Raw genomic sequence first — 6,889 nt, forward strand, 5'->3', positions numbered from 1 at the left:
GGACTTCAACTCAAAGGTAGCTTTCTATAGGGGGGCATGAGCAGATTAAATTGCGATCACCGAACACATTGTCAATGCGGTTAACGGTGGGCCAGTACTTGTTATCGCGCAGGCTCGGAACTGGGAATCCGGCTTCTTCTCTGGAGTAGGGGCGGTCCCAGTCGCCGGCAATAATGTCCGCCAAAGTGTGGGGGGCGTTAACCAGTGGATTATTGTCAGCGGGGAGTTGCCCGCTCTCCACTCGGCCCGCTTCGCGGCGAATATGGATCATGGCTTCGCAGAAGCGGTCTAGCTCGCGCTTGGACTCGCTCTCGGTAGGCTCAATCATCAGAGTGCCGGGTACTGGAAAAGACATGGTCGGCGCGTGGAATCCGTAATCCATGAGGCGTTTGGCAATGTCTTCTTCGCTAATGCCTGTGCTTTCCTTTAAGGGGCGCAGATCAATGATGCACTCGTGAGCGACGCGGCCGTTGCGGCCGGTGTAGAGCACGGGGTAGTGATCATTGAGACGAGTTGCGATGTAGTTGGCATTTAAGATCGCAACTTGGGTCGCTTTTTTCAGGCCTTCGCCGCCCATCAGTGCAATATAGGTCCAAGAAATCGGCAGAATGCCCGCGCTGCCGTAGGTGGCCGCAGAGACAGTGTCGTTATCGATAGCCAAACCTTCTACCGGGAATACTGGGTGGCTGGGCAGGAAGGGCGCTAGATGGGCTTTTACGCCAATCGGGCCCATGCCGGGGCCGCCACCACCGTGGGGAATGCAAAAGGTTTTGTGTAAGTTCAGATGCGATACGTCCGCGCCAAATTCGCCGGGGGCGGCTAGGCCGACAAGGGCATTCATATTGGCGCCGTCGACATAAACTTGGCCGCCGTGTTGGTGGGTGATGTCGCAGATTTCGCGAATACCTTCTTCAAATACCCCGTGCGTTGAGGGGTAGGTCACCATTAATGCCGAGAGTTGCTCGCTGTGGCGCTCGGCTTTGGCGCGGAGGTCGGCGATATCGACGTTGCCTAAGGCATCGCAGCCAACAATAACCACGCGCATACCCGCCATGGCCGCGGAGGCTGGGTTGGTGCCATGGGCCGAGCTGGGAATTAAGCAGATATCGCGATTAAAGTCGCCGCGGCTTTCGTGGTAGCGCTTTATGGCAAGTAGGCCCGCGTATTCACCTTGTGAGCCGGCATTGGGCTGCATAGAGAATTTGTCATAGCCGGTGCAAGCAATAAGTTGCTGCTCAAGTTCGTCGACCAGCTCCAGATACCCTGCAACTTGGCTGCGGGGGGCAAATGGGTGAATGCGGCCGAATTCCGGCCAAGTCACGGGCAGCATTTCGGTGGTGGCATTGAGCTTCATGGTGCACGAGCCCAGGGCAATCATTGAGTGATTAAGGGCGATGTCTTTGCGCTCAAGACGGTTCATATAGCGCAGCATTTCGGTTTCTGAGTGGTACTGGTTGAATACTGGGTGGCTTAAATAGGTGCTCTGACGTTGCAGCGCAATTTCAATGCCGGGGAGTTCTGGTAATTCATTGTCCAGTGTCGCGACCGATGGCAAGGCTTTGCCCGCGGCAAAGACGGCCCATAACTTCTCAATGTCAGTTACTGTAGTGGTCTCATCAAAGCTGATACCCAGCTCAGTGGCACCACGGCGTAAATTTAATAGTTCAGCTTCGGCCTTGTTGGCGAGTTCGCCGGCCTTGTCACCGCACTGTACTGTGATTGTGTCGAAGAAGCTGCTGTTGACGGTGTAGCCGAGCTGCTTAAGGCCCGCAGCAAAAATACCGCTCATACGATTGATGCGCAGGGCGATGGTTTTTAGTCCATCGGGGCCATGGTAGATCGCGTAGAACACGGCCATGATGGCGAGTAGGGCTTGGGATGTACATATATTAGACGTCGCTTTTTCGCGGCGAATATGTTGCTCCCGAGTTTGCATAGCCATACGCAGGGCTTGATTGCCGCGGCTGTCTACCGATACGCCGATGATACGGCCGGGAATCGAGCGTTTATAGCTGTCGCTGGTGGCAAAGAATGCGGCGTGGGGGCCGCCAAAGCCCATGGGTACGCCAAAACGCTGAGTGTTCCCCACGACGATGTCTGCGCCCTGTTCGCCGGGCGGGGTGACCAGTAGCAAACTCATAATATCGGTGGCGACCACCGTTAGCGCGTCTTGGGCTTTTGCTGCAGCGGTAATGGGGCGCAAATCGCGAATTTCGCCATTGCTGGTCGGGTTTTGAATTAATACGCCAAAGCACGGCGTGCTGGCTAATTCCTGTTCAGCGTCACCAATATGAATCTCTAAGCCTAGCGGCAGGGCGCGGGTTCGCAGTACAGCGAGAGTTTGCGGGTGGCAACTGCGATCGACAAAAAACACATTGCTTTTGTTCTTGCGCACGGCGCGTTTACACATTGCCATGGCTTCCGCGGCAGCCGTGGCCTCGTCGAGTAGTGAGGCGTTGGCCAGCTCTAATCCGGTCAGGTCGATAATCATTTGCTGGAAATTAAGTAGGGCTTCCAGGCGACCTTGGGCAATTTCTGGCTGGTAGGGGGTGTAGGCGGTATACCAGCCGGGGTTTTCAAGGACATTTCGTAGAATGACCGGCGGGGTAATGGTGTCGTAGTAACCCATACCAATAAAAGAGCGCGCTATCTGGTTTTTGCTGGCGATCTTGCGCAGGCGGTTTAGTGTGGCGGTTTCGCTTTGCGGTGCCGGCAGCGGCATGTCGTCGCGCAGTATGGCGGCAGGGACGGTTTGCTTAATTAACTCATCTAAAGAACTCACGCCAAGCGCGCTCAGCATGGCATTGGTTTGCTCGGCGTCTGGGCCAATATGACGTCTCAGGAAATCATTGCTTTGGGAGAGGGCGGTAAGATTGTGGGTCATGCGGAGGGCTGCCTGCGTCGACTAATTTGCGGCGGCCATTAAACCATAAAGAGGCTAGGGTTTCCTTGGCAATTTTCCCTGTTAAACGAGCTTTTTCTGGGTGAATCACTACGCATTCATTGGCCTAATTGCGGTATTTTTCTGCGGAATCGATCTCGTCGTTTTTACTGCTTGGCTTTGGCGGTATGAGCAATACCTGTAGTTATAGTTACATCTTCTGGTATAGGTGTGTCGGAGGCGTGTTATTTAGCGTGTATTCGCGCCATTTGCAGTGGCGTTAGCCTCGAATCCCTTAGCTTAGGCGTTATAAAATGGTCGCTCTAAAGGACTTCGAGCGGGGCGTGGTAGTGTTGGCAGATAAGAAAGGAAAGATAAACGTTGGGATAATGTTCATTGCATTGGCGTTATTTATTTTACTGAGCGCTTGCGCGCCAATGTCGGCACCTACTGGTGGTCAAGTTCCACCAGAATACACCGCCAAAGAAGGTCGGGTATCCTCGCTGGAGATAGCCTTAGCCGACGCAATGATTGAAATTGAAAAGATGAAGGCCCGCGCAGTCAGTAGCGGCGACGAACTGCCGGCTATTCCGCCCGATGCGGAAACTGGTCGCTGCTATGCCCGTATGTTATTGCCACCAGCCTACGTGGATCGCGTCGAAAAGCGCGTTGTAAAGGAGGCTGCTGAGCGTCTAGAGACCGTGCCTGCGACATTTGCGGCGTTTGATGAACAAGTGCTGGTCAGTGAAGAACATGTGCGACTAACCTTGGTGCCAGCCACGTATAAATGGTTAGAAGAGCACACCGAAGTATTGCCTGCGCGGAGTGAGCAGGTGCTAGTCAAGGCGGCTGAATATAAAACAGTAATGGAAGAGGTGATCGCTTCGCCCGAGGAGCTAGTTTGGCAGGCCGGTCGTGGCGAAATCGAAAAAATAGACGAAGAGAGCGGGGAGATCGTTCACCAACGGCGAATTCCGGCAAAATATAAAAAAATCAGTAAGCAGGTTTTGGTCGCGCCAGCACAATACCGAAAAGAAGTGACGCCTGCAGTCTACGAGACCTTGCGCAAACGAGTGGTTGATGTTCCGGAGCACACAATTCAAGAAATGGTCCCCGCGAGATATAAAACGGTCAGTGTTCAGCGCGAGGTCGCGCCCGCCAAAGAAGTGCGCCATGTCATTGCGCCGGTTTATAAAAGTTTTAGCTACCGCGAGAAGGTGGCTGACGCGCGCTTGGATTGGCGGATGATTCCCTGCGAACGGGAGGTAAGCAAGGATTTGGTCTACCGCATACAGCGTGCATTGCGGGCCAAAGCTTACGATACCGGTGGGGTTGATGGCGTGCTGGGCAAATATACCTTGGCAGCGATTCACGATTATCAAAAGTCCCAGGGCTTAGCGACGGGCCGCTTATCCATAGAGGTTATTCAGGCTTTAGGGGTTTCCCTGCTCGCGGAGCGTTAATTAAAAGTTGAATTTCTCGGTGTGGCTTGCCGAGATGATTTTAGGCTGTGCACAATAGCGCATGGAATCTTTGTGCAATTTACTAAGTGACATTCGCGCGTGTACTGCCTGCGCCGAGCATTTACCCCTCGGCCCGCGTCCTGTGGTCGTAGCGGACACCGCCGCAAAAATCTTGATTATTGGCCAGGCGCCCGGTACGCGCGTGCATCAAACTGGCATTCCTTGGAATGACCCATCAGGTGATCGCTTGCGGGAGTGGTTGGCGATTGACCGTGCGCAATTCTACGCGGATCCCCGCCTTGCCATTATGCCTATGGGCTTCTGTTATCCCGGTAAAGGCAAGTCAGGGGATTTACCTCCGCGGAAAGAGTGCGCGCCCCTTTGGCATGCACGCTTGTTGGCCTATATGCCCAATATTGAGTTGATATTGCTCATTGGCCAATATGCTCAGGGCTATTATTTGCGTGATAGCTTTAAAACCTTAACTGAGCGAGTGGCCCAACACCCGCTAAACGATCGCTTTTTCCCTTTGCCGCATCCTTCACCGCGTAATCAGCTGTGGTTAAAGCGTAACCCATGGTTTGACGCCGAGGTGGTGCCACGCCTCAAAGCGCGTGTGCAAACTATTTTGGAGTGTAAATGAGTAAAAATCTGGGCCCTTGGCAGCAGCTTAGCTGTCGGCATGTGTATGAGAACCCATGGTTACGGCTGGAGCATCATGAGGTGAAAACCCCGGCAAATACTGACGGGATTTACGGCAAGATTTGTTTTAAAAATATTGCCGTCGGCATCGTGCCAATCGATGACGAGGGCTATACCTACCTAGTGAGGCAGTATCGATATCCGCTGGAAGAATACAGTTGGGAAATTCCCGAGGGTGGTTGTCCTTTAACGAGCGAGCCACTCGAAACGGCGCGGCGGGAGCTTTTGGAAGAAACCGGTTTGTCGGCAAGGCAGTGGTTTAAATTACAAAATTTACACACCTCTAACTCGGTTACTGATGAGCGCGCAGAAGTGTTTATTGCGACGGGCTTAAGTCAGGGCAGTCAAGCCTTGGAGGTAACTGAAGATATATTAGTTGAACGGGTGTCGCTTGCCGAGGCGGTTGCCATGGCGCTGGATGGCCGTATTACCGACAGCATTAGTGTCGCGGCGTTGCTAAAAATTCAGGTAATAAGCATGCAATTTAGCGGGAATATGGCTGGGGTGCTGGCATCGCTGCCGCTATTAGCTGATGACTAGGGCTAGGGGCGCACGTGGTCGCGGGGGATTTCAATGAAAGTATTGCTGGCTGGAGCGACGAATTTATTGGCCGCTCCAGCGGCTGCAAAGTCTAGGACTGGCTTTCTAAGATCTCCTCGCTATCAGTCTCGCCAACGCTGGGCTGCTCATTGCTGAGGACTTGGGTGTCTTCGATTTCTTGGGCGCCTTGTGTCGAGCTCTGATGGCGGCGATAGAGTTCGTCTAAATACACGCATAATTGATTAACAACGATCTGTGTGCGCAGTGAAATACCAATTTCAAAGGCGTGCTGGGCGTCGGGTAATTCGGCGTAGCCAACCGGCTGTTCCGAAGTGGCGTGAAGCGCTTTATACAGCTCTTGAGATTCTGCAACAGGCACGAGGGTGTCGGCCTCGCCGTGAATAATTAGGAACGGTGGCGCATCTTTGTGCACCCAGTATAAGGGCGAGGCCTGTTTCCACAGCTCGGGATTTTCCGCGCGAGTTTGCTTCAAGACCTTGGCCGAAATCCACTGGCTTAAGGATTCACCGGCGTTGCGCTGATTTTGGCTGTTTAAAAAATCGTAAACGCCATAGAAAGGCACGCAGCCCTGAACCTCGGTATTGGCTTCTTCAAAACCGGGTTGAAATTCCGGGGCATTGGCGCTGAGGGCTAATAGGCTAGACAGGTGTCCCCCGGCTGAGCCGCCAGTGGCGACAATAAATTCTGGATTGCCGCCATAGTCGGCAATATGTTCTTTTATCCAGTTAAGGCCGCGCTTGCAGTCAATAATATGCTCAGGGAAAGTCGAGCCGGGGCTGAGCCGGTACTCAACAGCAACGCAGACCCAGCCATTGGCGGCCATTTGGTTCATGAGAGGCAGTGCTTGTTCATTTTTGCTGCCGCAATTTTCTAGCCACGCGCCGCCATGCATTTGGTAGAGCACTGGTGCATTAGCTGGAATGTCGTCGCGATGATAAATGTCAAGCTTGAGCGAGCGGCCATTCACCGTGCAGTATTCAATATTTTTGTGTCGCGTTACTCGGGGTAAGCGATAGGCAAATGGTTTTAGCAAACGCTTGAAATCTGGGCTTAGCTGCAGCGACTCCCCAGTATTTAGCGGTTGATCAGGATTGAGCTTAAGGGCGTGGCGTACTGCTTGGGCCATAATAGGCTCGGCGCGCAGGGCGCGAAAGTAAAATACGCCAATAGCGAGCCAGCTAGCGAGTGCAATTGTTAGCCCGAGGGCGTCACCAACGCCACTGAGCTCGCCAAATAAAATAATAAGCAAGGTCAGGGCGACTTCGAGGGCGATGACGTGTAA

General features: G+C 53.4%; 5 protein-coding genes. 3 read left to right on the top strand and 2 right to left on the bottom strand.

What is annotated here, in order from left to right; all coding sequences use genetic code 11:
• Positions 1-10: 10 nt before the first annotated feature.
• Entirely contained in the window at positions 11-2,884 is a 2,874-nt protein-coding gene (gcvP, locus tag ABYT30_RS13415; RefSeq protein ID WP_373078845.1) for an aminomethyl-transferring glycine dehydrogenase, read from the bottom strand.
• Positions 2,885-3,195: 311 nt separating this feature from the next.
• Here gcvP and ABYT30_RS13420 point away from each other — a divergent pair, with 311 nt between their 5' ends.
• The 3 genes from ABYT30_RS13420 to ABYT30_RS13430 all read left to right on the top strand — a co-directional run bounded on the left by ABYT30_RS13420 (position 3,196) and on the right by ABYT30_RS13430 (position 5,586).
• The gene (locus ABYT30_RS13420) at positions 3,196-4,344 is read left to right on the top strand and encodes a peptidoglycan-binding protein (RefSeq protein ID WP_373078848.1); all 1,149 of its coding nucleotides are present in this window, start codon (positions 3,196-3,198) and stop codon (positions 4,342-4,344) included.
• Positions 4,345-4,405: 61 nt separating this feature from the next.
• Complete coding sequence (locus tag ABYT30_RS13425) at positions 4,406-4,987, top strand: uracil-DNA glycosylase family protein (RefSeq protein WP_373078851.1); 582 nt, start codon at positions 4,406-4,408, stop codon at positions 4,985-4,987.
• Positions 4,984-5,586, top strand: a complete 603-nt coding sequence (locus tag ABYT30_RS13430; RefSeq protein WP_373078853.1) for an NUDIX domain-containing protein — start codon at positions 4,984-4,986, stop codon at positions 5,584-5,586. The genes ABYT30_RS13425 and ABYT30_RS13430 overlap by 4 nt, the downstream gene beginning before the upstream one ends.
• Before the next feature lie 91 nt (positions 5,587-5,677).
• On the opposite strand, the gene ABYT30_RS13435 is transcribed toward ABYT30_RS13430, so the two are convergent.
• Positions 5,678-6,889 (bottom strand): alpha/beta hydrolase fold domain-containing protein (locus ABYT30_RS13435; RefSeq protein WP_373096954.1); only part of this gene is annotated, 1,212 nt, incomplete at its 5' end.

The sequence above is a fragment of the Zhongshania sp. genome, assembly GCF_041623545.1.
In the GTDB taxonomy this organism is placed as follows: Bacteria; Pseudomonadota; Gammaproteobacteria; order Pseudomonadales; family Spongiibacteraceae; genus Spongiibacter.